General features: G+C 49.9%; 27 protein-coding genes. 10 read left to right on the forward strand and 17 right to left on the reverse strand.

What is annotated here, in order from left to right:
* The first annotated feature begins 28 nt into the window (after positions 1-28).
* Complete coding sequence (locus CWE21_RS12620; RefSeq protein WP_126834799.1) at positions 29-1,033, forward strand: hypothetical protein; 1,005 nt, start codon at positions 29-31, stop codon at positions 1,031-1,033.
* On the opposite strand, the gene CWE21_RS12625 is transcribed toward CWE21_RS12620, so the two are convergent.
* Positions 1,030-3,618 (reverse strand): EAL domain-containing protein, encoded by a 2,589-nt coding sequence (locus tag CWE21_RS12625; protein WP_126834800.1) that lies wholly within the window; start codon positions 3,616-3,618, stop codon positions 1,030-1,032. The two genes, CWE21_RS12620 and CWE21_RS12625, sit on opposite strands and share 4 nt — an antisense overlap.
* A gap of 91 nt (positions 3,619-3,709) precedes the next feature.
* Between CWE21_RS12625 and CWE21_RS12630 the strand changes: the two genes are divergently transcribed.
* Positions 3,710-4,279: a gamma-glutamylcyclotransferase gene (locus CWE21_RS12630; RefSeq protein ID WP_126834801.1), complete on the forward strand. Its 570-nt coding sequence runs from the start codon at positions 3,710-3,712 to the stop codon at positions 4,277-4,279.
* Here CWE21_RS12630 and CWE21_RS12635 read toward each other — a convergent pair.
* The 5 genes from CWE21_RS12635 to CWE21_RS12655 are packed head-to-tail and all read right to left on the reverse strand — an operon-like array spanning position 4,276 to position 7,594.
* The gene (locus CWE21_RS12635) at positions 4,276-4,614 is read right to left on the reverse strand and encodes a zinc ribbon domain-containing protein YjdM (protein ID WP_126834802.1); all 339 of its coding nucleotides are present in this window, start codon (positions 4,612-4,614) and stop codon (positions 4,276-4,278) included. The genes CWE21_RS12630 and CWE21_RS12635 overlap by 4 nt on opposite strands.
* Positions 4,611-5,087 (reverse strand): hotdog fold domain-containing protein, encoded by a 477-nt coding sequence (locus CWE21_RS12640; protein ID WP_126834803.1) that lies wholly within the window; start codon positions 5,085-5,087, stop codon positions 4,611-4,613. Before CWE21_RS12640 ends, CWE21_RS12635 begins: the two co-directional genes overlap by 4 nt.
* Positions 5,088-5,096: 9 nt before the next feature.
* The gene (locus CWE21_RS12645; protein ID WP_126834804.1) at positions 5,097-6,044 is read right to left on the reverse strand and encodes a phospholipase A; all 948 of its coding nucleotides are present in this window, start codon (positions 6,042-6,044) and stop codon (positions 5,097-5,099) included.
* Between the two features lie 24 nt (positions 6,045-6,068).
* Entirely contained in the window at positions 6,069-7,103 is a 1,035-nt protein-coding gene (locus CWE21_RS12650) for a saccharopine dehydrogenase family protein (RefSeq protein ID WP_126834805.1), read from the reverse strand.
* A 29-nt stretch (positions 7,104-7,132) separates the two neighbouring features.
* Positions 7,133-7,594 carry a YccF domain-containing protein gene (locus tag CWE21_RS12655; RefSeq protein WP_126834806.1) on the reverse strand — a complete coding sequence of 154 codons (462 nt, stop codon included), beginning with the start codon at positions 7,592-7,594 and terminating at the stop codon, positions 7,133-7,135.
* Between the two features lie 146 nt (positions 7,595-7,740).
* Between CWE21_RS12655 and CWE21_RS12660 the strand changes: the two genes are divergently transcribed.
* The 6 genes from CWE21_RS12660 to CWE21_RS12685 all read left to right on the forward strand — a co-directional run bounded on the left by CWE21_RS12660 (position 7,741) and on the right by CWE21_RS12685 (position 15,111).
* Positions 7,741-8,256 (forward strand): BON domain-containing protein, encoded by a 516-nt coding sequence (locus tag CWE21_RS12660; RefSeq protein WP_126834807.1) that lies wholly within the window; start codon positions 7,741-7,743, stop codon positions 8,254-8,256.
* A 91-nt stretch (positions 8,257-8,347) separates the two neighbouring features.
* Positions 8,348-9,199: a glutathione-dependent disulfide-bond oxidoreductase gene (gene yghU / locus CWE21_RS12665; RefSeq protein WP_126834808.1), complete on the forward strand. Its 852-nt coding sequence runs from the start codon at positions 8,348-8,350 to the stop codon at positions 9,197-9,199.
* Between the two features lie 30 nt (positions 9,200-9,229).
* Positions 9,230-9,970: an SAM-dependent methyltransferase gene (locus CWE21_RS12670; RefSeq protein WP_126834809.1), complete on the forward strand. Its 741-nt coding sequence runs from the start codon at positions 9,230-9,232 to the stop codon at positions 9,968-9,970.
* An 82-nt stretch (positions 9,971-10,052) separates the two neighbouring features.
* Positions 10,053-12,359 (forward strand): TonB-dependent receptor, encoded by a 2,307-nt coding sequence (locus CWE21_RS12675; RefSeq protein ID WP_126834810.1) that lies wholly within the window; start codon positions 10,053-10,055, stop codon positions 12,357-12,359.
* Between the two features lie 11 nt (positions 12,360-12,370).
* On the forward strand, positions 12,371-14,515 hold the full coding sequence (gene lpdA / locus CWE21_RS12680) for a dihydrolipoyl dehydrogenase (RefSeq protein WP_126834811.1): 2,145 nt from the start codon (positions 12,371-12,373) through the stop codon (positions 14,513-14,515).
* A 2-nt stretch (positions 14,516-14,517) separates the two neighbouring features.
* Entirely contained in the window at positions 14,518-15,111 is a 594-nt protein-coding gene (locus CWE21_RS12685; protein ID WP_126834812.1) for a uracil-DNA glycosylase family protein, read from the forward strand.
* On the opposite strand, the gene CWE21_RS12690 is transcribed toward CWE21_RS12685, so the two are convergent.
* Positions 15,108-15,794 carry a DUF6920 family protein gene (locus tag CWE21_RS12690; RefSeq protein WP_126834813.1) on the reverse strand — a complete coding sequence of 229 codons (687 nt, stop codon included), beginning with the start codon at positions 15,792-15,794 and terminating at the stop codon, positions 15,108-15,110. The genes CWE21_RS12685 and CWE21_RS12690 overlap by 4 nt on opposite strands.
* A gap of 63 nt (positions 15,795-15,857) precedes the next feature.
* Here CWE21_RS12690 and CWE21_RS12695 point away from each other — a divergent pair, with 63 nt between their 5' ends.
* Positions 15,858-16,493, forward strand: a complete 636-nt coding sequence (locus CWE21_RS12695; protein WP_126834814.1) for a cation efflux transmembrane domain-containing protein — start codon at positions 15,858-15,860, stop codon at positions 16,491-16,493.
* Here the strand turns inward: CWE21_RS12695 and CWE21_RS12700 are convergent.
* From CWE21_RS12700 to CWE21_RS12745, 10 genes are all read right to left on the reverse strand, one after another.
* On the reverse strand, positions 16,490-17,095 hold the full coding sequence (locus CWE21_RS12700; RefSeq protein ID WP_126834815.1) for a hypothetical protein: 606 nt from the start codon (positions 17,093-17,095) through the stop codon (positions 16,490-16,492). The two genes, CWE21_RS12695 and CWE21_RS12700, sit on opposite strands and share 4 nt — an antisense overlap.
* On the reverse strand, positions 17,095-17,346 hold the full coding sequence (locus tag CWE21_RS12705; protein ID WP_126834816.1) for a hypothetical protein: 252 nt from the start codon (positions 17,344-17,346) through the stop codon (positions 17,095-17,097). The genes CWE21_RS12700 and CWE21_RS12705 overlap by 1 nt, the downstream gene beginning before the upstream one ends.
* 55 nt (positions 17,347-17,401) lie before the next feature.
* Positions 17,402-17,647: a GlsB/YeaQ/YmgE family stress response membrane protein gene (locus CWE21_RS12710; protein WP_126834817.1), complete on the reverse strand. Its 246-nt coding sequence runs from the start codon at positions 17,645-17,647 to the stop codon at positions 17,402-17,404.
* Between the two features lie 126 nt (positions 17,648-17,773).
* A complete protein-coding gene (locus tag CWE21_RS12715; RefSeq protein WP_126834818.1) occupies positions 17,774-18,715 on the reverse strand; it encodes a hypothetical protein in 942 nt (313 codons plus the stop codon).
* Positions 18,716-18,727: 12 nt separating this feature from the next.
* Complete coding sequence (locus tag CWE21_RS12720; protein ID WP_126834819.1) at positions 18,728-19,654, reverse strand: hypothetical protein; 927 nt, start codon at positions 19,652-19,654, stop codon at positions 18,728-18,730.
* Between the two features lie 11 nt (positions 19,655-19,665).
* The gene (locus tag CWE21_RS12725) at positions 19,666-20,007 is read right to left on the reverse strand and encodes a hypothetical protein (RefSeq protein WP_126834820.1); all 342 of its coding nucleotides are present in this window, start codon (positions 20,005-20,007) and stop codon (positions 19,666-19,668) included.
* Between the two features lie 9 nt (positions 20,008-20,016).
* The gene (locus tag CWE21_RS12730; RefSeq protein ID WP_126834821.1) at positions 20,017-20,499 is read right to left on the reverse strand and encodes a rod shape-determining protein; all 483 of its coding nucleotides are present in this window, start codon (positions 20,497-20,499) and stop codon (positions 20,017-20,019) included.
* Positions 20,499-21,200 carry a hypothetical protein gene (locus CWE21_RS12735; RefSeq protein ID WP_126834822.1) on the reverse strand — a complete coding sequence of 234 codons (702 nt, stop codon included), beginning with the start codon at positions 21,198-21,200 and terminating at the stop codon, positions 20,499-20,501. The genes CWE21_RS12730 and CWE21_RS12735 overlap by 1 nt, the downstream gene beginning before the upstream one ends.
* The gene (locus CWE21_RS12740; protein ID WP_126834823.1) at positions 21,197-21,628 is read right to left on the reverse strand and encodes a hypothetical protein; all 432 of its coding nucleotides are present in this window, start codon (positions 21,626-21,628) and stop codon (positions 21,197-21,199) included. The genes CWE21_RS12735 and CWE21_RS12740 overlap by 4 nt, the downstream gene beginning before the upstream one ends.
* Positions 21,612-21,935: a hypothetical protein gene (locus tag CWE21_RS12745; protein ID WP_126834824.1), complete on the reverse strand. Its 324-nt coding sequence runs from the start codon at positions 21,933-21,935 to the stop codon at positions 21,612-21,614. Before CWE21_RS12745 ends, CWE21_RS12740 begins: the two co-directional genes overlap by 17 nt.
* A gap of 200 nt (positions 21,936-22,135) precedes the next feature.
* Between CWE21_RS12745 and CWE21_RS12750 the strand changes: the two genes are divergently transcribed.
* A complete protein-coding gene (locus tag CWE21_RS12750) occupies positions 22,136-22,270 on the forward strand; it encodes a type II toxin-antitoxin system CcdA family antitoxin (protein ID WP_126834825.1) in 135 nt (44 codons plus the stop codon).
* The last annotated feature ends 177 nt before the right edge of the window (positions 22,271-22,447 follow it).

The following is a 22,447-nucleotide window of genomic DNA, read 5'->3' on the forward strand; positions in this document are numbered from 1 at the left end:
CAACAGATCCACAACGAGGAAAGCCATCATGTACAGTGATGATGATTTACGTTCCGCTGTCACTGCGGGCGTGATTAGTGACAAGGACGCCAACGCATTACGTGACTACGTTGAGCGCCAACGTGCCACACAATTCCAGGACGAAGAGCACTTCCGCTTGGTTAGCGGCTTCAACGATATTTTCGTCGTTATTGCTGCAGTTTTAGCTCTCGCGGCCCTCTGGAGTTTGGGGAACCTCATCGCGCCATGGTTAGGTGGTGGGGCTGTCGCCGTCGCAAGTTGGTTGTTGGCTGAATACTTTACCCGCAAACGCCGCATGGCATTGCCTTCCATCGTCTTATTATTTGCCTGCTTAGGTGGTGTGTTTGGCGGGGTCTTCATGAGCCTTCTCGCCATTTGGCCGGAATCGCCACTCGCTCCTTTGCTCGCCTTTCTACCCACAACTCTCGTAGCGTGTGCGCACTGGTTCCGCTTCCGAGTGCCGATCACGCTCGCTGCCGGCGCCGCTACCACGGTCGGCCTCATCGTGTCGCTACTCGCTTGGGCGTTTGCCTTCTCTGACGGGCTACTCAAAATGACGCTGTTTATTGCGGGGGTTGTCGTGTTCGCCATCGCACTTTATTGGGATCGCAGTGACCTAGAGCGCCAAACTCGCCGTTCAGATGTGGCGTTTTGGTTACACCTACTGGCTGCACCACTGTTGGTTCATCCGATTTTCGTTACGCTTGCGGATAGCAATATGGAAGTAGGGCTTGTCCAAGCCTTGGTTACGATTTTGGTCTACTTAGTATTAGCAGGCGTGTCACTGGTTATTGACCGGCGGGCGTTAATGGTCTCAGCTTTGTCTTATGTGATCTACGTATTCAGCGCTTTGCTTAATAGTTACGGGCTGGTCTCGGTGAGTACGGCATTAATCGGTTTGGTCGTGGGCAGCGGATTATTACTCCTTGCGGTGTTCTGGCACCCATTACGGAGCTGGTTGCTGGCGACCTTACCCCAACGTTTAGCTGCAGGCGTGCCGGCAACACGTTAAGTTTCATCCGCCGCCACATGCAGTGACGTTGTAAAGCGTTCGGCCCAGTAGTTAATCGGCTGCGGGCGCCCATACAAAAACCCTTGGAATTTACGGCAGCCAAGTTCACGCAATGCGTGCTCTTGGGCTGCTGTTTCAACACCTTCAGCGACGACTTCGAGCCCGAGGTTCTCACCTAAACCAACGATGGTTTCAACGATCACGGCATCATTGACGTCGGTTAATACATCACCGACAAACGACTGGTCTATTTTTAACTGATAAATAGGTAGACGCTTCAAATACGCCAATGAAGCATAACCGGTGCCGAAATCATCAAGCGAAAACCGCACGCCCAATTGACTCAGCTTAGACATCCGCTCAATAGTCACATCGACATTTTCAATAAGCATATTTTCAGTGATCTCGAGCTCTAAACGGCCGGGTAGAACTGCATAGCGCTGCAAACAGGAAGCCACATAGTCAACAAACGACGGCTGTCTGAACTGTCGTGGACTAATATTAATAGCGACTTGAAGCTCCCTAAGCTGAGAATCGGTCGACCACTGTTGCAATAACGCGCAGGCTTGTTCAATCACCCAATTCCCTAGCGGCACGATCAAGCCGCTGCTCTCCGCTACCGGAATGAACTCGTTCGGTGGAACCTGCCCGAACTCGTCGTCTTGCCAGCGCAATAACAACTCACCGCCGGTCACCTTGCTCGCATGATCGACTTGCGGCTGCAGATAGAGCTCTAGCTGCCGTTCGTCAATCGCACGACGTAATGCGGCTTCAAGATGCAAGCGTCGATTGATGGAGAGCTGCATTTCTGGGTTGAACATTCGTATTGCGCCACTGCCAGCGCGCTTCGCCTCGCTCAGCGCTAAGTCGGCATTTTTGATTGTATCGGCCGCTCCCTTGTCACTGTCCGAGAACATACTAATACCAATACAGGCTGCCGTTGTGTGGTGGCGAACACCTAGATCAATCGGCTCGCGGATGAGTTCAACTAGCTGATTTGCCAAGCGCCTTGCTGCAAGTACCGCTTCGTTGCGATCAGGGCCGAGATCTTCTAACACCACCACAAAGTCGTCTGAACCGAGCCGAGCAGCAAAATCTGTCTCGGCGATGTGGCGCTGCAAACGCTCCGCCACCGTGCGTAACAATCGGTCCCCAGTAGGATGGCCCAAACTATCATTCACTAGGGTAAAGTCGATGAGATCAACCGCCAATACTGCGCCTTCAAACCCAGTGCGGCGATAGCTTGCGAGAGCATGGTCGAGCTGTTGAATAAGCAACTTGCGATTCGCTAAGCCGGTGATAGCATCGTAATACGCAAGTTGATTCAATTGCTCTTGAATGCGCATGTGCTCGGTAATGTCTGTCGATATACCGCATAGCGCGTAAGTTTGATCATTGGCATCGCGCAAAGGAATTTTCACCGAGAGAAATTGCCGTGTTTGCCCTTCGCGAGTGGTATTTTGCTCCTCGTCGACAACCCTCTCGCCGTGTTCGATAACACGTAAGTCATTATCGCGAAGGTACTCTGCGGTCACTTCGTCAAACAGATCAAAGTCGGACTTGCCGATAATGGAGTCTTCACTTTCACCCAGCAATTCGCAAACACGCTTATTGGCATAGCGGTATTTGAGTTGGGTGTCTTTAATAAAAATATAAGCCTCGACGGAGTTCAGAATGATGTTCGATCGCTGCTCGGTCTCCAATAGTGCCCGTGATTTGCGTAACACTTGCTGGCGTAATATGGCCACAATTAATATTGCCAAGGCTAATAAGGCGACCAAACTCGGGAGCAACCACGGCGGTAATTTGTTTTGCTCAGCAGGAGCAAAAGCGCCCCAATCCTGCATTATCTGCATGTAAGGCGATTGCGATTCGGCACGCCACGTAGCAAGCCAACGGTCAATACTTGTCAATATCTCGTTTAATTCAGGTCGTGGCGCGGCCGCAAAGAATAAGCGACTCGGTTGAAACATCACTGGCGTGACTTTCATGCCCAGCTCGCGCGCCCGTTGATCGCCATAGAGATGATTCACCGCAACTAAATCGACGCGATCGGCAAGGAGCTCAGCAAAGCCCTCGTCGAAAGAGCCGACCGGCACAAACTGCACACTGATACCGAAATTCCTTACCAAGTTGGCTAAGTACTCGCTTTGCACCGAGTCGCGTAACACCGCAACACGCATGCCGTCGAGCTCGATTAAGCTGGTTACGGCACGACTTGATGTGGCATACAGCTGCGACCAACTATGAAGGACGGGGATCTCATGAAAAGAAAAGGTGTCGCCTCTATTCTCAGTGAGCGCAACATCAGGCATCAAATGAATCTCACCCGCCGCCAGCATCTGTAGACACGCCGACCAGGAGCATTGGACAACTTCGATTTCCCAATTCTCTTGCTCCGCAATTTCCAGAAGAATTTCGCCGAAAATACCGGAAATATCGTCATTTTCGTCGATTGTTACTTTTGGTGGATTCTCATAGACACCTACGCGCAAGACCTCCGGTGCTGCTTGCACAGACAGAGGAAAAAGCGCAACGTTGCATAATAGGAGTAGCGCAAGATAGAAGCGAACTGCTGATGGCATTAAAAATCCGTTTCTTTAAAGAAGCTGACTTTATCTATAGCAAAGAAAAACGTATTCTGCCCACTTATTCGCTAACTGACATGAGCTTTTAATGTCGCATAACACCATCGCGCTAAACAAAGAAAAACAACCGCTCGATCACCTCGAAAGCCTATGGCTGTTCGGGTATGGTTCACTGATTTACAAAGCTGACTTTCCTTACTTGCAACGCCACCCCGCGGTGATACAAGGTTGGCAACGACGTTTTTGGCAGGGGTCGCACGATCACCGCGGTACGCCAGAGGCTCCAGGACGCGTGGCTACGCTTATCGAAGTTCCCGGCGCACGATGTGCGGGGATGGCTTACGAGGTGACACCCGACGTTTTTGAACATCTCGATCACCGTGAAAAGAACGGTTATTTGCGCTTTTTTACCGAGTTTGCATGGTTAGATAAGCCACAAACCGTGGAAGGTGTGGTGTATGTGGCGGGCCCAGACAATGAGGCTTATCTTGGCCCAGCAAGCGAGGCGGAAATTGCTGAGCACATTGCGCGTTCGCGCGGCCCCAGCGGTCCGAATAGCGAATATTTACTTAAGCTCGCTGAGTCGTTACGGGAGCTAGGCGAACACGACGCGCACGTATTCGCCATTGAAGCTGAGTTAAAAAAGCTACTAACTTAAGCTTTTTTTACGAACTCAGTTTTGAGTTTCATCGGCCCGATACCATCGATTTTACAGTCGATATCGTGATCGCCTTCTTCGGTCAAGCGGATGTTTTTCACCTTAGTGCCGACCTTAACCACCAGTGATGAGCCTTTGACCTTTAAGTCTTTGATCACGGTAACCGTATCGCCGTCTACCAGCTCGTTGCCATTGGCATCGCGGAACACCTTACCAGTGTCAGCTTGCGGCTCAGCGGTCGACCATTCATGCGCACACTCGGGGCATATCAGCATTACGCCATCTTCATATGTATAGGGAGAGTCGCATTTTGGGCAGGCGGGCAATTGGCTCACTTCGGTTTCCTTGTCGGTTTGCTAGAAATATAGATAATGATTTCGCCTTCGATGACCACGGTGCCATCTGCGCGATACCCCATCACCTGCACAGCAAGATCACCTTCTTGCCAAGCATCTGCAGGGGTTTCTGCGGTGATGCGAATGTCACTATCAGCTTTGGCGGTATAGTTTACTGTCATTCCTTTCGGGATCCAACGCAAATGCTTGGGAATGCTCGCCTCAGCGAGTGCGCCCATGGCCATTTCGAGCCCATTACAAAGCGCTATCGCATGCACGGTACCAATGTGGTTTTCGACTTGCTTACGCTTCTTGAATGTCAATTCACAGTAGTTCGGTCGCAATTCCGTGACCAACGGCTTTATGCTGCGAAAATACGGCGCTTTTCGCGCAAACATTGCACTGAAGATCTGCCGCCCAAAGGGATAGCTTAAACACTTGTGGTAGAGCCTTAATAGATAATTATCACTCATGCGATGCCACTAAATATTTAACAGTAAGAAGCCAATACCGACACGATTCTGGCGATGATTGTAGTCAATCAAGGTTTCGCCATAACCCGAGAAAAACTGAATATAAAAGCGCAGACCATCCGGCTTATTGCTGTTCACTGGGTGGGTGAAATCAAACTGCCATGAGCCACGATCCCACGAAAGCTCGCGAGTGATACGGGTGACACTGTAAGTACTGAGGTCATTACGCCACGAAAAACGATTCTCAAAGTTACCGCGATAGCGAATCAAGTCTGGGTTATCGTCATCGTCACCGGTCTCGTTGACGCGCTGTTTATAGGTCGTTTCCCAAACCACATCTCCCCATTGCACCGCACCACCGAAGTGAAAGTAATTCCAGCTCCGCGAGTCAGGCTTGGTCTGACCGTTCGATTCATGTGCAAAGCCAACTTTTGCGAACCTTACTTTGGCTGGACCCGGAATGAAATCCAGCTCATCAGTCCATGGGACGATATAAAAAACATCTGGGTTGTAGTTGGTGCTACGAAACGGTGATGACTCGTCACCATTCCACGCTTGCCAGAGAGACGTTTGCGTATAAGACACCCAAAGATCTGCGTTAGGGAGCAATAAATCTTCAAACAACTTGGTCCGCAATGAAATCTGCAGCTTCACTTCATTCGGTTTGTAGCTATTGAGGGTATCGGTTGAGGGCCCACGAGAGGGCGATTCCGGCTGCGTGTTGATATCCGAGCTGTGATGGATCGGTAAAATAAAGTTGGGCTCATAGGTCCGCAATTGGAACACGCCACGTTTGTGTTCCTCCTCGAGCTCCCACATGCGACTGACGAGATCCGCAGTATCAAACTCTTCCCAGTTTACCTCTGTATCCGTGGTATCACGCGATGTGTCTTGGGCATTCACCGAAGCAACGCATGAACCAAAACACACCAACAATGTACTCAACCAAAACCGCATGGCCGTATTCCTTTTTTAAAATAATTAACCGGTAACTCGATAGCGTTCGATCAGCTCAGCACCACATAATTTTGACGGGGTATAATAGCCGCCCTCTGGCGTATGCTCGAGTAACCAAAGCGCCACATCCACAGCACCGTGACTGGTAAGTTTATAGCCGTTCATTACTTTTTCTTGCTTGGTAATGACTTTGCCCTCGGCATTTTTGGCCTCACCCCAAACGTAGGTGTGGGCTTCTTCAAGTTGTTTCTCACTTGGACCTGCTGGCTGCTGTTCGATTTTCTTCTCAAGCCAATTTTTCATCCACTCAAAGCGCAACAACCAGCGGAAGTAATTCATGCGCTTAAGCTTTTTAACTAAGTTTGGCGAGGCTGGAATGTACACCTCAATCGAGCCGATCCCAGTGGTATGGTACGCAGTCGAAACATCCCCCCAGGGAATCGTCATGGCGAATTTCTCACCGTTGCCAAAATCGATTTTGCGGGTTTTGTAGGCGAGGGGAACGGTTTCAATCTTGCCATTCCGGCGCACTGCGCCACCTTCACCCAAGCGACGAACGCTAGTTTTCGCGGTACCACGGCTCATCCGCGAGGCAGAATCGAAGCCGAGTGTTAGCTCAGTAGCGTCAGGCATTTCAGCCTTCAGTTGCGCAGCAACGCAATCGGTAGGAATGACGTCAAAACCAACGCCTGGGCACAGAACAATACCAGCCCGCTGCGCTTCCTCATGTTTACTGTGCGCCAGCTCAAACACCGCAAGTTCACCAGTAATATCGAGGTAATGTGTGCGGGTGGCAATACAGGCGTCCATCATCGGCGCTGCAGTGACCTCAAAGGGTCCGGCGCAATGCACTACCACTTGTTGTTCGGCTAACGCTTGGCGGAGCGCAACAGGGTCTTCGAGGTTGACAACTTGATAAGGAAGCTCCAACTTGTCGGCGATCGCTTTTAACTTCTTCTCATTACGCCCAGCAAGTAATGGCTTTTGTCCTCGCTCTTTGGCGTAAGCCGCAACTAACTCGCCAGTGTAACCATAAGCTCCGTATATCATCCACGACATGCTGTTCTCCTCGTTATCATTCATTGTGACTACTTCTCGTTACGTACTTTGTTAACGTACGATTCGGCGTTTTTTTGCCGTGCCGCTTTCGCCACTTCTTTTGGCACAATCGTTTGCCCAATCGGCAACAGCGCAATCATCGCCAGCTTCAAATGCTGAATTCCAAACGGAATACCAATGATAATAATAAACATCCCGAGCGCTGCAACAAGATGGCCTAACGCCAGCCACCAGCCAAAGAAGATCAGCCAGAGAATGTTGCCAATAGAGCCAAAGATACTCGTGCCGATATCGGCTTTTTGCGTTAGTTCACGCCGACTCATCGCCTCGTAGCCAAAGGGTAAAAAGGCAAAGCGACCCATCACAAAACAAGCCTTACCCCAAGGGATACCGATGATCGAGATAAATGCGATCAGGCCAGCAAGCCACCAACCCAGCCCCATGATGAAGCCACCAAAAATCAACCAAAGTATATTACCGAGAAGCGCCATGGATTACCCCGCTATTTTAAATTCTTTTACCTAACAACTGTCGCACAGTACGAGCTTAACGCAAATTCGAGGTAAATAATCTCGCAAAATTGTAAATACGAGCTACATTTAATAACGGAAGTTAACTAAAAACAGGGGGTTATTAGATGAAAAGCATGAATCGCTTAGCTTTGTTGGCATTGTTTTCCAGTTTGACCTTGGCAGCTTGTAGCCAAGCCGAGCAAGAGTCTACCGAAGACAAAGCCGAGCAAGCCATGGAGCAAACAGAAGCTGCGGCTGAAAACGTTGCAGACGAAACTGAAGAAGCGGCTGAAGAGGGCGCTGATGCTGCAGGTGATGCTTGGGATGAGACCAAAGATGCCGCTGGCGATGCTTGGGATGAAACCAAGGATGCTGCTGGTGACGCATGGGATGACACCAAGGCAGCTGCAGGTGAAGCAGGTGACTTTCTTAGCGATGCAGCGATTACTGGTCGAGTGAAAGCAGCATTGGTCGAAGCGAGCCAAATCGACGCAATGAATATCAACGTCGAAACCATCAATGGTAACGTTGTATTAAGTGGTGTCGTTGCGAGTGCTGATATTGCCGATCTTGCCGAGCAAATCGCCGAAGGCATTGAAGGTGTAGAATCGGTCGAAAACGATATCGAAGTGCAAAACTAAGACTTCGCATCGTAAAAACGACGTTCAATACTGAACTAAAGAGTCCGTATTCAGGTATCCTGAATATGGACTTTTTTATGGAGGTACGTGAATGAGTAACAACAGCTATCAACCCCCCAAAGTTTGGCAATGGGATCAAGAAAGCGGTGGTAAGTTTGCCAAGATCAACCGCCCTACCGCCGGCGCTACTCACCAACGCGAACTGCCAGTGGGTAAGCACCCGCTACAACTCTATTCACTTGCGACACCGAACGGTGTGAAGGTCACTATTCTGCTCGAAGAGCTCCTCGAAGCGGGTATTAAAGAGGCCGAGTATGACGCTTTTCTCATTGATATCAGCGAAGGTGACCAGTTCGGCAGCGGTTTTGTCGAAATTAATCCGAACTCGAAGATTCCTGCTTTGCTTGACCGCAGCACACAACCCCCAACACGGGTGTTTGAGTCGGGTTCGATACTGCTTTACTTAGCGGAAAAGTTTGCTGCGTTTCTACCAACAAGCCCGACCGAGCGCACCGAAACACTCAACTGGTTGTTCTGGCAAATGGGGGCTGCGCCATTCTTGGGTGGCGGCTTTGGTCATTTCTACGCCTATGCGCCAGAGAAATATGAATACCCCATCAACCGTTACACGATGGAAGTTAAACGGCAGTTTGATGTGCTGAATCAACAGCTTGCCAAGCACCGGTATATCGCGGGTGAGACGTATACGATTGCTGATATGGCAATTTGGCCGTGGTACGCTGCTGTCGTCAACAACGAAGCTTACGACGCGGCTGAATTTTTGCAGGTCAACGACTACGAACATGTCGTCCGCTGGGTGAACGAAGTTGGCGCGCGCCCTGCAGTTAAACGCGGCCGAATGGTCAATCGAGCGTGGGGAGATGAACAGGAGCAAGTTCGAGAACGCCATAGCGCTTCCGACTTTGCTGGTAAAAACTGTTAAATTTGGATTGGTATCGGAGTCATCAAAATTATGAGCAACCTTTGGGATGAGCGTTATCGCAGTGAGGACTATGTTTACGGCACAGCCCCGAACGACTTCTTGTTGGAGCACGCCGCAGATCTGCTCGCGCCACTCGAAGAAGCTCATATTTTATGTGTTGCCGACGGCGAAGGCCGCAACTCAGTCTATCTTGCCGAATTAGGCGCCAATGTCTGCGCGATGGATATTTCTTCAGTAGGCTTAGCGAAAGCGAACAAACTCGCCGAACAACGCGGTGTCAGTATCCAAACCGAAGTTGTTGATCTTACCCAAGCAGAACTGCCACAAAACCACTACGACGGTATCGTTGCTATTTTTTGTCACTTACCAGGGCAAGGCCGTGCGCACCTCTATGAGCAAATCATTGCAAGCCTGAAGCCAGGTGGCTTTTTCCTGCTCGAAGGGTACACAGTTGCTCAGTTAGGTCGCGGCACCGGAGGGCCTGATAACGCCGATTTGATGGTCTCCAAAGCTGAGCTAGAGCGGATCTTCAAGGGGTTTGATTTACAAATTAGTCAAGAACTTGAACGTGACATCCATGAAGGCGACCGCCATAACGGCCCCGGCGCCGTCTGCCAGTTTATTGCTCGCAAGCCCGTGCAGCGTCAACAGAGCTATCAGTTCAGTGCCAACCGTGACAAGGCCTCCCACCGCATGCGTTATGTGGAAGGTTCTGCGGCGACCGACGGTGAGTGCACCTTATGCAAAGGCCCACTGACGAGCGACGATTAAAGGTAAGAATTAAAAGTCTTGGCTAAACTTAAATGCTAATCTCAACGTAGAGAGTAAACTTTTGAATCTGCGGAGAAAGTCATTGTTATCTCAAGCCATACTTATTTTGCTACCTCTCATCCCGGTGCAACAAGAACAACCCGACGAAATTATTGAGGTTCGTGGTGAGCAGCGCGCGATTGTGCTGCCCAGTGAGCAAGAGGTGGAAGGTGTTTTTGGGGCGAGCGAGCAGTTGCAAGACATCCCGCGGGCCGCCACGGTCATTACCGAGTCATTGTTACGCGAGGCGAACATCGATGACTTACACGACGTCGCTAAGTTTGCCCCCAATAGCCATGCCGCTGCAGGGTTTGGTAATCCTTCGTTGCCAAGTATGCGCGGTCAACTAGGCGAGCTCTTTACCGGCGGCATGCGCCGCCAAGCAGGCAACAATGGGTTAGGGATCCCGCTTTCGCTAAACGCCTATGAGGGTATTTTGGTGGTCAAAGGTGCGCCACCAGTGATGCTTGGCACTACGCAGCGAGTCGGTGGCTTCGTTAATTTACTTCCTAAACGGGCGCGCACCGATGAATCACGAACCGAGCTACGCGCGCGTTTCGGCGAATGGGATCAACAGCGCTGGCTTGCCGATCACAATGCGGTTATCGAGCAAGGTCGCCAAGCCTTTCGTGCCAGTGTTGAGGTGATTGATGAGGGCAGTTTTTATGACTATACCCACCTACGCAGTGACGACCTGTTACTCGCCTACGAATGGACTCCCACAAATGACACGCGCTGGTCTTTGAGTTTTGAATACTATGACGTTGACTGGACCGACAATGCCGGAATCAACCGGCCGACCCAAGCCTTAATCGACAGTAATCTTTACATCACGGGGCAAGGGCAACAGCCGAATGGCTCCTATGTGCCAGGCGCGGGTGCAGTGATCAGTCCTACTGGACAAGTTGAAATCGCTCGTAGCACTGTCTTAACCGACCCCTTGGACACCAACAACGCCGAGACTTACTTACTACATTCCGTACTTGAGCAGCAACTCAACAGGGACTGGCTACTAGTGAATCGTAGCTACTACCAATATCTTGAGCGCGAAGGTATCAACCAAAACAGTTTCGTTGAGATCGTCGATGGTGCGCACACCCTAGAGCACCGTGTTGAGTTTCACTACTTAGACAACACTGTATTTGGAGCAAATGTTCGCTATAACGACGTATTAGGCTACAGCCAGTTTACCACTGAAGCAGATAACCCGATTGATTTAGCCGGCAGCCTCGAGCAACGTCGCATTCCTCTTACGCCTGCACAGCAAGCGCGTTTGGTGGAATTGCGCCCAGGCTTGTTTGTTTCGCCTGGCGCCCAGTATGACCTCGATGGTGATGGTGTTGGCGACTTCAATCTTTCCGATACCACCGATTCCACCAGCTATCAGTGGGGACTCTTTGCTCAACAGCAATGGGCAATGACCGAGAAGCTACGCTTTACGCTTGGTCTGCGTGCTGATTACTACGATGTTGAAGCGCGCGACCCGCTGGCCCCCGCAGGAGCGACCGCTAAGCAAGACTCCCATAGCGATTGGCTCACTGCAGCGAGCTTTGCCGCGCAGTATAACTGGACTCCAGATCTTATGGTTTATGCCACTGCCTACGACAGTGACTCCACGTCAAACTCCATGGCGGGTGGCAATGTCTTAAATGCGGCAGGGCAGATCGATTCGCAAAAATTCGCCACGGAAAATCGTTTATATGAAGTAGGCATGAAATATGCACCAAGTGGCGCGCGCTGGTACGCTGATGCCGTGTGGTTTGACCAAACCCGCAGCTTGCGTAATCGCGATGGCTCTAACAGTGGTATTGCAACTGAAGGCGTGGAGCTACAATGGCATTACCGTCATGAGCAAGGCTATTGGTTAACCCTTGCCGCTAGCTATATCGATGCCCATTGGGACAATTCAGCTTCGTTTCAGGGTACCGGCCAAATCGCCGATGCGTTCGATAATTCGCGCCCCGACATCATCAATGGAACCGGTATCGGTTCACCGAATTTCACTGCGTTTCCTGCTTCAAACCAGCAGTTGCAAGGAGTACCTGAGGTGCAAGCCAATGCGGTCGCGGGTTGGCAAGTAACCGAAGCGTGGTCTGTGGGTGGTGACCTAAGCTACACTAAATCGTATCCGCTCGACTTTTTACAGACAGTGATGATCCGTGATCAGCACCAGCTGAATTTACACACACAGTACCGCTTCACACCAGAGTTCAGTGCGCGTTTGGATATTAACAATGTCACCGATCAAGAAAATTGGGCGCCGGTCTTTGAAGGCGGCTACTTTGGTGCAACTTTAGCGTTTCCGTCGTTGCCACGTCATGCGCAGTTAACACTCAGCTACCGCTTTTAATAGGAGCTTAAATGTCCGTAAAAAAACTGCTCTTTATTGGGATCATCGCAGCGTTCATCGCCAGCGTTTTCATTTTTGATTTAACCCAGTATCTCAATCTTGAGCTGTTGAAGCAGCAGCGCGAGCAGCTCACCCAATTGTTTACCGAGCGACCGTTGTTGATGTTTGGTGGCTACTTCGCTTTGTATGTGCTGTGTACGGCATTATCGATACCTGGCGCGACGGTTCTGACCCTCGGTGCAGGTGCTATTTTTGGCTTAGGATGGGGCCTCTTACTAGCGTCATTTGCCAGCTCTCTGGGTGCCTTACTGGCCTTTTTAAGTGCGCGCTGGTTGCTGCATGATTGGGTCCAAGAACGTTTTGGTCAGCGCCTGAAAACCATTAACGAAGGTGTGCAACGCGACGGTGCGTTTTACCTACTGAGTCTGCGTTTGGTACCGCTATTTCCGTTTTTCGTGATTAACCTAGTGATGGGCTTGACTAAGATTAAAGCATGGACCTACTACTGGGTCAGCCAACTTGGTATGTTTCTCGCCACTGCGGTATATGTCAATGCGGGGACGCAGCTAGCCCAGGTGGAGCGTCTCGGTGACGTAGTGTCGGCCGATCTATTGGGCGCTTTGGTATTGCTGGGCATCGTACCCATTGTCGCTAAACTTATATTAGGCTTTTTGAAGAAACGTCGCGCCTATCGTGGCCACGCTAAGCCATCGAGCTTCGACAATAACCTCATTGTAATTGGGGCAGGCTCGGCCGGGTTGGTGAGTGCTTACATCGCCGCAGCAGTTAAAGCAAAGGTCACGCTCATCGAAAAGAATGAAATGGGCGGTGACTGCTTGAATACCGGATGCGTGCCTTCAAAAGCTTTACTGCATGTTGCGAAATCGATTCGTCAAACACGTGCGGCCCAACAGCTGGGTGTAGACGCCAAGATCGAGAGCATCGATTTTGCCCGCGTAATGGACTCAGTTCAGCAGGTTATTGAACGCATCGCGCCCCATGATTCAGTAGAACGTTACACTGAGCTTGGTGTCGATGTGGTGAAAGGTGAAGCAACCATTACTTCACCGTGGCACGTTAAAGTTCGTACCGCAGAGGGCGAACAAACGCTGTCCACTCGTAGCATTATCATTGCGACGGGCGCGCGTCCTTTGGTGCCCTTATTCACTGGACTTGAGCAAATCGATTACCTTACATCTGACAACTTATGGCGCTTGCGTACCTTGCCGAAAAACTTATTGGTACTAGGTGGTGGGCCGATTGGCTGTGAGTTAGCGCAAGCGTTTCAACTGTTAGGCAGTCAGGTCACCATTGTCGAAATGGGACCACGCGTACTCAGCAATGAGGACACCGATGCTAGCGCCTTGTTACAGCACCAACTGCGTGAAGATGGCGTCGATTTGCGCCTTAACCACAAAGCTGAGCGCTTTGAAGTCGACGCTGAGGGGCAAACAAAACTGATCGCTGAGCATGAGAACGAAACCGTCGAACTTACCTTTGACCGTGTTTTAATCGCGTTAGGCCGACAAGCGAATATTTCGGGATTTGGCCTTGAAGAACTTGGCGTGGAAACAGATCGTACCTTGCAGGTGAACGGTCTAATGCAAACGAATTTTCCGAACATCTATGCTTGTGGCGATGTCGCTGGCCCATATCAGTTCACCCATGTGGCTTCGCATCAGGCCTGGTATGCCGCGGTGAATGCCTTGTTCGACCCATTCAAGACCTTCCGTGCTGATTACTCGGTGATTCCTTGGGTGACCTACACAACACCTGAAATCGCCAATGTAGGTCTCACAGAACAAGCAGCCGAACAACAAAGTATCGCGTTTGAGGCAGTGGAATACGATATTAGTGACATGGATCGCGCCATCGCCGATCAGCAAGCTTACGGGCGCATCAAAGTGCTCACCGAACCAGGTAAAGATAAAATCCTCGGCGTTAATATTGTTGGTGCTCAGGCGGGCGAATTACTCGCTGAATATGTTTTGGCCATGAAGCATGGCATTGGTTTGAATAAAATTCTCGGAACTATCCATAGCTATCCAACCATGTCAGAAGCCAATAAATATGTGGCTGGACAATGGAAACAGGCACATAAACCCGACAAGCTGCTGACTTGGGTCGCAAAATTCCATCGCTGGCGCCGCGGTTGAGCATGTCACTGAGTCATTTATTGCAGCGCATTCGCGCGTGTAAGGAATGTGAGCCTGATTTGCCTTGTGGCGCTCGGCCAGTGGTGCAAGCTGCGGTTAGCGCACCGATCCTTATTGCGGGCCAGGCACCTGGGCGACGAGTGCATGCCTCAGGGCTGCCCTTTGATGACCCCAGCGGTGAACGCCTGCGCACCTGGTTAGGTGTTGATCGCCAAACCTTTTATGACGAGCGCTGTTTTGCCATTGCACCGATGGGCTTTTGTTATCCTGGTACAGGGAAAAGCGGTGATCTGCCGCCGCGCCCAGAATGCGCGCCACTTTGGCGCCAGCAACTGCTAAACGAGCTGCCTCGGGTGCAACTTACCTTGGCCATCGGTAAATACGCCATTGATTGGCATCTCGCCAAGCTTGGCGGCGGACAACGCTACAAAACGCTCACAGAAACTGTACAGCATTGGCAGAAGTACTGGCCGCACGTGTTGCCGATGCCGCATCCAAGCCCGCGTAATAATCTTTGGTTGAAGCGCAATCCTTGGTTCGAGCGTGACCTCGTACCCATGCTGCAAGCTAGGATAAAGTTACTACTCACCGATTAGCCAAAATCATAACTCGCGTCAGCAATATCGCCGCGCCATACCCACTCCCACTTATCGGCAACCTGCCAGCCAACTTCACCGAAAAATGGAATACGCAGGCCCTGCACTTCGCGATAATCGGCGAACCTTCCACGCCATGGGCAAGCGCGGAACTGCTTACCAAAGCGGCCAAAGCGGGCAGGCGTATAGATCTCTTGCACCGCGCCGTTAGGTGCAAAAGTAAACTCCAGCTCGACCTGCACACTGTGATCTTCCAGACTTGCTATGGCCCGTTGCTCGTCTAAGGTACGCCATTGCACACCAGCTGCTGGCAATAAGTTGGTTGGACACCACACCCCCTCTGCGAGGTAACGATGAAGTTCCGCCTCGTTTAGTTCGGGTTTGTCTCTTTCAGCAGCAAGCGTCAACCAAGAGAAGAGTCGGATACTTCCCGCGCCAATACCTTTAGCGTAGCTATCGGTGACGTGTAAATTCAAAGGACCTAACCACGCGACCTGCGCCTGCCACTCGAAACTGCCCTTATGAAAGAGTTGTTGCGCAGTAAAGTAACGCCATTTCTCACTTTTTAGATCGGTACGTAAAGTTCCCGTTTGCCGCAGCCTCGCTTCGTTAATGACTGGCCATTGAGCTGGCAATGCATAGTCGAAATAGCGTTGGACGAGAGCTGGGAGTTCATGTGTCATGGCTAGGCTTTCCTGTTAAAATAAGCCGCATCATTTAACTTTAGCATTTATTTGGAAATGACCATGAGCAGTTGCTGTGGCGTCGACAGTCAAGCGCAAATTGATAGCGCCCAACGAAAACTTCTTTGGACCGTATTGATTCTGAACGGGGTGATGTTTTTCGTAGAATTTATTGCCGGCTGGGTGGGTCAATCAAGCGGCCTAATTGCTGACTCACTCGATATGTTAGCAGACGCTTTGGTTTATTCCGCGAGTCTCTATGCTGTCGGTAAAACCTTAAAGCACAAAGCGAATGCTGCGTTATTGAATGGTAGCCTGCAGTTGATTTTGGCCTCGTTAGTCGTGCTTGATGTTATCAAGCGCTTTCTCTTTGGTAGCGAACCAAGTGCTGACATTATGCTTTCGGTCGCCGTGTTGGCGCTCGTCGTTAACGTGATTTGCTTCGCAATGCTTTATCGTTTTCGTAATGGCGATATCAATATTCGCGCCAGCTGGATTTGCTCACGCAATGACATGCTCTTGAATACCGGTGTGATTTTTTCCGCGCTGCTCGTCAGCTCACAGAATGCTGCATGGCCAGACTTACTGATAGCTCTCGTGATTGCCGCTATCGTCATAACTTCGGCAATCGGTATCGTGCGCAATGCGCTTCAAGTACGCCGCGGTGAGGCTGATAAAATTGAGGATTGCTGCGGTTAATCCGCAGCAGTATCAACACCGCACTTCGGCACGGTTTGCAAAGCGTGTTCCCACGCTGCTTGCGCATCAAAATCAGCTACTAAGCCACCTTTGTCTTCAGGCATTGCACTAAAAGCTTCCATACCGTGCTGAATCATATAGTCAGGGTGGTATTGCGGCGCACCCAACGTTGTCAGCTGCTGACAAAGCTCTGGCACCTCTAAGCGTGCTGCAATCGCATCCTGTAAAGCGACCAAGTCAGCTTGTTCTGCCTGCGCAAAAGCGTTCATACGTGTCACCATGAGTGCTTGATGGGCCGTCTGGTCACTGACGCGCAGTGTATCGTAATACCCATGCGTCATGGCCGCGGTGTAAAGATCTGCAGCCTGAGCATAGCGTTCTTGCTCGATACATTGTGCTACGCCGGTGATCAAATCGACCGGGTTATGCTGTGCGGTAATATCGCTTAGCGGAACACACGCGAGTGGTTGGGGGCTTTCTAAATTGCGCTCCGATTCAAGATTCAAGATTGCGCCTTGCCCTTGCTTAGCTGGCTCATTTGCCAGCACCGCCCAAACCGCCGCCACAACAAGTGCGACTAAAATAGCTAATTTGATTTTCATCACTTCACCATTACTTTGCCGCCCACAATTTTATAAGCAGGCGTACCACGAATCATTGTTTCACGAGCAAACTCTTGCCCGCAGCCAGGACAAATGCCGACCTCAGAGGTATGGTTTTCTACAATCCGTTCAACAAAACACTTCACCAGCGCACCTTTGCCACCTTTGCGATACTTATACAAAGGCGCTCGGCACTTACTGCAGTTGATTTGCACCGTACGGAGTGGTTGTTTCTTGCGAGGTTTAGCCATGCCGAATCATGTTAATGACTGGCATGGCAAATGCAATCGAAATTCAGAGAGTGGTTTAAGCTTTCTTTAAAGCTCGAACAATGATGAGAAGTACGATAGCGCCTATCGTCGCAACAACAATGCTGCCAATCAATCCGCCATCACTCGAGAGGCCAAGCAAGCCAAACAAAAAACCGCCTAGCATAGCGCCGATAATACCGATAACGATGTTGCCCAAAATACCAAAACCACCGCCTTTCACTAGCGTTCCAGCTAACCAACCGGCGATAAGACCCACCAATAAAAACCATAAAAAGCTCATTGGGAATTCCTTCTTTTGCTATAGGTAAGTGAGATAAATCACTCTTAAACATAGCAAAGAAGCTGTATTTTGGTAGGTTTTCACCTCGTCTTAACGTTTCCCGGTGACGACCTTGCTGATCATTGGTTAATTACTACCTTGCGAAAGCTGTAGAAGTTTATCTGCTATTTTTTGCGTTGATTCTTTCAACTCTTCGAGCTCCTGCTCATCATCGGTAAACTCTTGGAGCATTATTGCTTGCCCGTGGCGCATGGTTAAGAAGTGTGCAACCTCAGCCCGTGCCACTTCGCTGTTTACCTCAGTGCTTTCAGCAAGTTGGGCCTCTAGTTCATCGAGATTCTCGACGGTTCCTCGAACCATACCAGACGCCATCGCCTTATTCATGGGCTCGATTTCTAGATCAACAGTGGCACCACCTTTATCATCGAGCAAGTAGTCGTGCATCGCCAAATTACCAAATGCCAAAGCTTTATTATAAAGCTCTTCATGCACCTCCGGCCCCAAGCTGGCATGCTGATACCATTTGTCGAGTACGGTCGAATTATTTTCCATAGCCATGACAGTGCGCCATGTTTCGCTACCATTAATGTCTGCACCAAGGCTCAATAGCTTATCAAAATGTTCAACTGTAAAGCTGTTTCGCGCATTGGCAATGACAAACATGGAACCTGTTAAAGGTCCCATACGCGGTGCTGAGACGACCACCTGGTTCGGTGCGATATCTCCACGCTCCATCAAGGCTAGCATGAAGTCAGGTCGTATACCGATAAGCTCCGGATCTTCCGCAAAAATCGTTTGAATATCCTCAACAGCAACGTTGGGATAGCGCAGCAATGCCTGTTCCAAAGCGCTCGGTTCAGTTAAACGTTGCGCATCAGTTTTGTTCGCCGCTTCCGCTTGCACTTGCTCTTTTATCTGCACGTTAACATCTTGCTTGTCATCGGCAACGGCCTTCGCAAGCACCTCTTTTTCTGCTGTCGCAAGCTCACCTGATGGTGTTTCCATGGTAAACAGCCAAGCACCAATAACGGCCGCTAGCGCTAGTACAACTCCTAAAAATAAACGCATGTTAATCCTTGTTCAGTAATGGTCAAACTTAATCTTTTTGAGTTCTTCGCTGAGCTGCGCTGCAACCTGCCGAAGCTCGGCACGCTCACTTTCGCTGTCACTCATAGCTTGCAAGATTTGCGCCTGGCTGCGCCAGCGTTGGAGTCGATTAATGAGGTCTCGCCTGAGTCGCGGCTTTTTAGCGTCGCTGGTTTCAGCGAGTTGGTGCTTAAGTTGTGCGTATCCGTTTAAAGCGCTCTTCACCTCACTTATTAACTGAGCGATGTACTTTTCCTCTTCCTCGTTAAGTACCAACGGCACATCGACCTGATTCTTCAGAACGTCATAGAGTGCGGTATTACCGAAAGCGAGCGCATCGAAAGATAACTCCTTATGCAGTTCGGGCCCAATCGCAGCGTGGGTATACCACTTTTCTAGGACATAACTATTGGTTTGTTGTCTAGCCATGACGAGCCGCCAAAGTTTCTGACTATTGACGTCAGCGCCGAGCTCTATGAGCTTGTTGAATTGTTCGAGCGTCAAATCGTTGTGTGCACCCCCTACAGCAGAGTGCGCAACCGTATAAGAGCCCCAAAATTGGAAGTCTTCGATCAGTTCATCTGCCGCCATGTCGCCTCGTTCGATCAGCGCAATAATAAAGTCGACTCTTATCTCTTTTAGTTCAGGGTTATTTTTGAATAGGTTCCCGAGCTCATGCGCTGCAACGTGCGGATGACGTTGTAAAGCTTGCTCGAGCACTGAAGTATCATGCGCTTCGCTATTTTTTTCTTGCGTCTCTGGCCTTGCTTTTGTGGGTATAACCTCGTCAAGCTCTTGCGCTTTCTTTGAGATATGCGCAGACGCGGAAGAAGTCGGCGCGTTCAACGGCGAACTCTGCGTGAGCAACCAAATAGCAATTACAGTCGTGAGTGCCAGAGTATAGCCGAGGACGAATCGCATGGTACTTTTACCTAAAGCTCTTCTAATGACTTTTTCAATTTTACCCCATCGACAACCATGTACCATTTGCCGTTTTCAAGGTAGGGCGGCTGACTCACTTCAAAGGTGGTTGCGAACAGACCAATACCGACCTCAAAGTTATTGCCCTTAAAGCCCTTCATGGGTCCGTTAATACTCACTTTGCCGCCATCTTTTAAACGCTCATAGGCAACAGTGCCGTCAGCTAAGATCAGCAGGTACATCTCTGGGCTACGCCATTCACCAACATAGTCGAGCTTGTCATTTGGCACGGGCTGACTGCAACCGGCAAGTCCAGCGAAAGCGAGGATAAGAATAGCTAAATACTTTTTCATAACGGCACTCTAATTTTGTTTCAAGTCATCAAAGGTGGTCGTGCGCGTATTAATTTTCGCGCCAAGGTGAATAATCACTTCTCGAGCGCCAGCTCCAAGCGCGAGTTCCCGCAAAACCCGATCTTCAATGCCCGTCAAACCACCTTCGGTTTTCTCTAGCTGGTGCATCACAACACGCGGTGACGGCCGAATTTTGGACTTGTGGATCTCGAAAATACCGTACTGCACCACCTTTTCGGCCAACAAAAAGTCCGCAACAAAGCTGCGCGTATGTGCGAATGGGTTCTGAATCTTTAGATCCGGACCTGTCACTTCCCGTGCGGCCTGACCAATAGCTACAATCTTCTGTTTGTTATTTTCACTCGCGATAGCAATCCACGGCTCATATTCAAAAACTTCGTGGGTGTCGAAGCGCCGCATGGTAATGCGCTGTTCACTAAGTTCGACCACGACGTCAAAGGAAAATAGGCTACGAAACGCGTTGAGTATCATTATTTATCAACCTCTACTGCTAAAACTCTGCGGTGATAAATGGCGTAGAAATAACCGAAGAGCAAAAACGGAAACGCCAGTATTGAAAACCATGTGAGCAAAAATAATATCGCGTATGCCGCATCATTGGCCGACTTATCGTGAACCGAATCAAGCCCCGCCATAATATTGAAGACAACGTGCTCGAGGTTCAACGCTGTCAGTGCTGTGATAATCAAGGTTAAGGGCAGTAAGGTTGCAATGAATACGGTCCCTAACGGGAGTTTGGCGACCCGTTGCAAATAGACAAAAAGAAGTGCGACGCGCCACGTTGCCACAATCGCCAAAAACCATACGTTCGCCCATTGCGCATGTTCCATCGACATGAAGCGCTCTACTGGAATCGCGTAAAGCAACGCAGGCAATGAAGCTAAAGAGATAAACAACAACACATTGCGATAACTCCAGTGCGCCGGCTTCAATGGCAAAATGAGCAACCAAAGCAATCCCGCCAAGATGAAGATATAGGCTACCGATCCCAACCCCAAATATTGCCAAAGATCGGCGCGCGGATTATCCCAATAACGGCCCACACCGCATAGCCAGGTTATCAATAGCCCATGCACTAAGTAGGCATTGAAGTTTGCAAGGTCGAGCTTTAACCTACGAAAGCCTAAGAGCCGTAGCTGATCACCCCAAACCTTTTTGAGTAGCGTCGTCATTGCGCATCAATCATCCGTGGGAGGATATCCGCTTCAACCAAATCACCAACGCGTTGGGTACTTTTGAAGCTAAGTAAATGATTGAAGTCGAAGTCGGTGACCGCCACACGCTTATCGCTCTGCCAGTCAATGACATAGTTTAGGTCCTTAGGATGACCGTCGAGACTGACTAATAATTCGCGTTCGTCGGCATCCTGCAATTCGGTCACCACAATATTCGTTTGCCAATTGGTGGTCGCGCCGCAATTGACCACTTCAACGAGTACCGCTTTTGTGGCACCCGGTGATTGCATACGTTCGAACTCTTCACTCGCACAGCCACCGCTCCACCATAGGGTTAGCGGTAACCAAATGCCTGCACCACCAATAACAAAGAGCCAAAATAAAGCAGCGCCAACGTTCCACAAGAATTTAAACATGCTGCTCATGCTCTTGAGCTTTCTCTTGTTGCGTACGGTAGGCAATGCCGCCGGTTTTCTGCGCGACAAGGTTATACATCCATGCCGCAATGAGCGCGAAGATATAAGTGGTAAAACCGTAAAACAAAGGGGCGAGCGTTATGCTAAATAAGGAGAATCCGAACGTGACAGCGACGCTACCTTCCGTGTCACTTATTGCTGAAATAACACCCATCAAAATAGATAATGGGAACAAGATAACAACCGATACGCCTGCTGCAACCATTCCGCATACCACACCAGCCTTGTGCGGAGCTATGTACGAAAGCCTTTTCATTGTTAGCCATCCTTTTCACATCTAATTTACATTTTTATGGTTTTGAAATTAACATTCTAGTGGTTGCTTTTCCAGACAAAGTGGAGCCTGTTATTACGGACTTTTAGATGTTTTCAAGTTGAGCTTGCTGAACTGATATACCAATATATGCTAATTATTGGTATTTATTGCGGTTTGAGATTCAGTGGACGAGGTAATATATGGCTAAAAATAAGAGTATCAGCCGAGGGCACCACTTTGAGCAATGGCTGAAAGACAACGCCAAGGCTATTGAGGCCTATAACGAAAAGGTCGAAGCAAGCGGTACATTTAGTGACAGTGTGAGGAAGTTCTGATTAGGAAGCATTAAAGGGTAAGCGGATTAAATGGTTGATCTTACCTTTGTATGAGAGTGAGACAGACCGGCATCTCATCGGATTATCTGGTTGATGCTTCACCTACTGCTGGTGCATGTTTCCTTCGCTAATTCCAGCAAGAACCCCACACGCCTCAACTTCCCGGTCATCGTTGCA

The sequence above is a fragment of the Pseudidiomarina aquimaris genome (genome assembly GCF_003987395.1).
Classification (GTDB): domain Bacteria; phylum Pseudomonadota; class Gammaproteobacteria; order Enterobacterales; family Alteromonadaceae; genus Pseudidiomarina; species Pseudidiomarina aquimaris.

What these genes read in the sequence shown, in the direction of transcription:
- CWE21_RS12730 (WP_126834821.1), bottom strand. Translation starts at nt 20,499, where the DNA reads ATGATACTCAACGCGTTTCGTAGCCTATTTTCCTTTGACGTCGTGGTC.
- CWE21_RS12720 (WP_126834819.1), bottom strand. Translation starts at nt 19,654, where the DNA reads ATGCGATTCGTCCTCGGCTATACTCTGGCACTCACGACTGTAATTGCT.
- CWE21_RS12710 (WP_126834817.1), bottom strand. Translation starts at nt 17,647, where the DNA reads ATGAGCTTTTTATGGTTTTTATTGGTGGGTCTTATCGCCGGTTGGTTA.
- CWE21_RS12745 (WP_126834824.1), bottom strand. Translation starts at nt 21,935, where the DNA reads ATGAAAAGGCTTTCGTACATAGCTCCGCACAAGGCTGGTGTGGTATGC.
- CWE21_RS12735 (WP_126834822.1), bottom strand. Translation starts at nt 21,200, where the DNA reads ATGACGACGCTACTCAAAAAGGTTTGGGGTGATCAGCTACGGCTCTTA.
- CWE21_RS12740 (WP_126834823.1), bottom strand. Translation starts at nt 21,628, where the DNA reads ATGAGCAGCATGTTTAAATTCTTGTGGAACGTTGGCGCTGCTTTATTT.
- CWE21_RS12640 (WP_126834803.1), bottom strand. Translation starts at nt 5,087, where the DNA reads ATGAGTGATAATTATCTATTAAGGCTCTACCACAAGTGTTTAAGCTAT.
- CWE21_RS12705 (WP_126834816.1), bottom strand. Translation starts at nt 17,346, where the DNA reads ATGGCTAAACCTCGCAAGAAACAACCACTCCGTACGGTGCAAATCAAC.
- CWE21_RS12660 (WP_126834807.1), top strand. Translation starts at nt 7,741, where the DNA reads ATGAAAAGCATGAATCGCTTAGCTTTGTTGGCATTGTTTTCCAGTTTG.
- CWE21_RS12630 (WP_126834801.1), top strand. Translation starts at nt 3,710, where the DNA reads ATGTCGCATAACACCATCGCGCTAAACAAAGAAAAACAACCGCTCGAT.
- yghU (WP_126834808.1), top strand. Translation starts at nt 8,348, where the DNA reads ATGAGTAACAACAGCTATCAACCCCCCAAAGTTTGGCAATGGGATCAA.
- CWE21_RS12650 (WP_126834805.1), bottom strand. Translation starts at nt 7,103, where the DNA reads ATGTCGTGGATGATATACGGAGCTTATGGTTACACTGGCGAGTTAGTT.
- CWE21_RS12645 (WP_126834804.1), bottom strand. Translation starts at nt 6,044, where the DNA reads ATGCGGTTTTGGTTGAGTACATTGTTGGTGTGTTTTGGTTCATGCGTT.
- CWE21_RS12700 (WP_126834815.1), bottom strand. Translation starts at nt 17,095, where the DNA reads ATGAAAATCAAATTAGCTATTTTAGTCGCACTTGTTGTGGCGGCGGTT.
- CWE21_RS12750 (WP_126834825.1), top strand. Translation starts at nt 22,136, where the DNA reads ATGGCTAAAAATAAGAGTATCAGCCGAGGGCACCACTTTGAGCAATGG.
- CWE21_RS12685 (WP_126834812.1), top strand. Translation starts at nt 14,518, where the DNA reads ATGTCACTGAGTCATTTATTGCAGCGCATTCGCGCGTGTAAGGAATGT.
- CWE21_RS12725 (WP_126834820.1), bottom strand. Translation starts at nt 20,007, where the DNA reads ATGAAAAAGTATTTAGCTATTCTTATCCTCGCTTTCGCTGGACTTGCC.
- CWE21_RS12655 (WP_126834806.1), bottom strand. Translation starts at nt 7,594, where the DNA reads ATGGCGCTTCTCGGTAATATACTTTGGTTGATTTTTGGTGGCTTCATC.
- CWE21_RS12690 (WP_126834813.1), bottom strand. Translation starts at nt 15,794, where the DNA reads ATGACACATGAACTCCCAGCTCTCGTCCAACGCTATTTCGACTATGCA.
- CWE21_RS12625 (WP_126834800.1), bottom strand. Translation starts at nt 3,618, where the DNA reads ATGCCATCAGCAGTTCGCTTCTATCTTGCGCTACTCCTATTATGCAAC.
- CWE21_RS12670 (WP_126834809.1), top strand. Translation starts at nt 9,230, where the DNA reads ATGAGCAACCTTTGGGATGAGCGTTATCGCAGTGAGGACTATGTTTAC.
- CWE21_RS12695 (WP_126834814.1), top strand. Translation starts at nt 15,858, where the DNA reads ATGAGCAGTTGCTGTGGCGTCGACAGTCAAGCGCAAATTGATAGCGCC.
- CWE21_RS12715 (WP_126834818.1), bottom strand. Translation starts at nt 18,715, where the DNA reads ATGCGTTTATTTTTAGGAGTTGTACTAGCGCTAGCGGCCGTTATTGGT.
- lpdA (WP_126834811.1), top strand. Translation starts at nt 12,371, where the DNA reads ATGTCCGTAAAAAAACTGCTCTTTATTGGGATCATCGCAGCGTTCATC.
- CWE21_RS12620 (WP_126834799.1), top strand. Translation starts at nt 29, where the DNA reads ATGTACAGTGATGATGATTTACGTTCCGCTGTCACTGCGGGCGTGATT.